Origin of the sequence: Vibrio harveyi NBRC 15634 = ATCC 14126 = KCTC 12724 (genome assembly GCF_001591145.1) — a bacterium.
Taxonomy (GTDB): domain Bacteria; phylum Pseudomonadota; class Gammaproteobacteria; order Enterobacterales; family Vibrionaceae; genus Vibrio; species Vibrio harveyi.
Genome location: NZ_BCUF01000108.1, coordinates 1 through 2,290 on the forward strand (window position 1 = coordinate 1; position 2,290 = coordinate 2,290).

The 2,290-nt window shown below is 38.2% G+C and carries 3 protein-coding genes and 1 pseudogene; all 4 read left to right on the forward strand.

Annotation, left to right across the window (positions count from 1 at the left end):
- Positions 1 to 247 (forward strand): annotated as a pseudogene (locus tag VHA02S_RS26070) (hypothetical protein); the annotation flags it as partial.
- 7 nt (positions 248 to 254) lie between these two features.
- Positions 255 to 1,022: an AHH domain-containing protein gene (locus VHA02S_RS24555; protein ID WP_050567848.1), complete on the forward strand. Its 768-nt coding sequence runs from the start codon at positions 255 to 257 to the stop codon at positions 1,020 to 1,022.
- Positions 1,023 to 1,025: 3 nt separating this feature from the next.
- Entirely contained in the window at positions 1,026 to 1,598 is a 573-nt protein-coding gene (locus VHA02S_RS24560) for an imm11 family protein (RefSeq protein WP_038899731.1), read from the forward strand.
- A gap of 8 nt (positions 1,599 to 1,606) precedes the next feature.
- Positions 1,607 to 2,098, forward strand: a complete 492-nt coding sequence (locus VHA02S_RS24565; protein ID WP_038899730.1) for a hypothetical protein — start codon at positions 1,607 to 1,609, stop codon at positions 2,096 to 2,098.
- The last annotated feature ends 192 nt before the right edge of the window (positions 2,099 to 2,290 follow it).

Genomic DNA, 2,290 nt, shown 5'->3' on the forward strand with positions numbered 1-2,290 from the left:
CAAGATGGTACCCGACAAACTAAAAGAAGCGATGGGCGAGTTTGATGATCTTTTTGCTCGTATCTTAGGTAAGGGCGAGAAAACTTATCCAGCAAAAGTAAAACATAATACAGGTGAGTCTGCTCAGTCAGGAAAGAACTCTGCAAAGGCGAATGAAGATAAAGATAAGAAACCAGTTAAATGTAAGGTTTGTAAGCGTATTGCGGGTAGAAAGAAAGGTCAATGCCAAGAAGCGTTGAAAATGTGAGGATGTTATGGGGATCATCAAAGATAAAGGTCGTTGGGAGCGTTCTAGTTTAAGCAACAGCAAAGTTAAATCGCTGCGTAATAAGCATCCACTTAACTTTCAAACTTACTCGATGGCTGCTCACCACTTAATTTCTTGCGAGGTTGCAAAAAAGTTATCAAGCATCAGAAAAAAGCAAATTGTTTACAAGGGTTATGATATTAACTATCTGTATAATTTAGTATTATTACCAACTATTGACCAAGTTTCATGCCAGTATAACGTACCATTGCATAAATCAGGGCATACCGATCGTCGCCTCGAAGAGTATTTTCAGAGAGAATCCGGAAAAAACCTTGAAGGCGAGCTGTCCGAGTTAGAAAGCGGTCTCAAGCAAGAGGCAGATGCGGATAAATCAAAGTTGCTAGCTGGAGATTTGTCTATGGTTGCTAGTGTGCGAGGTTATCACAAGGTCGTTGGCTCTATGTTAGCTAAAACGTTAAAAAATTTAGATTGTGACACAGAGGCTCAAGAGTATGTTGATAGCTTGGATGAATTATCTATCGATATTGCCGACCTTTTGGGTTGCCACAAACTTCATTTGATTTCACGTGGTAGGCATTTGACTCCTTCAGGTAAAGGTTGTCATATGTGTAGAAGTGGTAAAGTAGACACACCAAGATTGCATTACTTGAGTGGAAGCAGAGATTTTGATGAACCAGTACCTAGTCAAGCCAAGGTCAAAAAGTTCTGTTTTGAAGGGGCATCATTAAAAACAATGGGAGAATTAGTTTAGCCTATGAACTTTTCAATAATTAGTGAAAACTTTCATGAGTCTACAACAAGTTTTGTTTGTATTGACAGTAGAGAACCATTGTATAGCAAAGCGCAATTTGAGCCCACAAGCTCTTTAGAGCCTATTGTTTGGGAATCTACGGATGGTTTTATTAAAGGTGTAGGTAATATTGCGGATAATGGTGATCTCTGTGTTAGTAAGGAGTTCGCTGAACTGGTGATGAGTTTTGACCCTTATGGGATCGAATGTTACCCCGCAGAACTTAGATTACCAGATGGCTCGTTATCAAATCGTTATTTGTTGGCACTAAATAATGTTTTAGATGTTATTGATGAATCTAAATCTAGAATGAGAAAGTCACCCAAGAGAAATAAGATGTTAGTTATGGAACTTTATTTATCTGAGGAGAAATTAAAAAAAATCCCTCTTCAAAATAGAGTTTTGTTCCGCGTTAAAGGGGCAGAGACCGCAACAATTTTCTGTGAGGAAATTTTTGATCTTGTGAGTGGCACTGAATCATTTAGTGATTTAAGAGCTTTTAAATTGGATTGTGATAAGGAAGTACCAAAGTACTGAGGCTTAAAATGAAAGAACAATATCATTTACTAACTAAACAAGACCTAGGTAACTTTCCATTCCAACAAAGCCCTAAGCCAATAGTGCCGGTAGAGCCTGATCTGCTTTTGGAAATGACCTTTTCTCCAAAGCTATTTATCATCAGCGATATTGCGTCAAAAGTGGAGAAACTGGTCGTACACGGAGTAGAGTGGTTAGATGCTCGTGTCGATTGTTCTCCAAGCCAACCAACAGATGATCAAATTAAAGTTTATGAAGATTATCGTATGCCTTACATCCATCAAACTTATAAATTGACGGACAAAGAAAAACAATACGGTAAGTTGAACTGGTTAGATATCGAGTCAACAGAGTTTGACTTCTCTAAATTAGAAAATATTCCCTTAGAGGAACGATTAATATTTAAACTAGAAGAAGATTTTGGCTTAGTTTTTATTCACCAAAGTGTGATTGACCTTCTGAAAAAAGACGTCAAAGACGTTTGGGTAAGAGATGTATAGAAAGCGCCGAAAGGCGCTTTTTCATTTAATACTAGATTTAATCTATAAGTCATGTAAATACACCTTCTTAAGTGTTTTTAACGAAGGTCGGCAAGCCGATCGTTCCTATCCCTTATGGCAACAATGCTAAATCAGCAGACCTTGCTGGTGGCACAACGACTATCTCAATGGATGGCGGCAACAGTGTCGCAA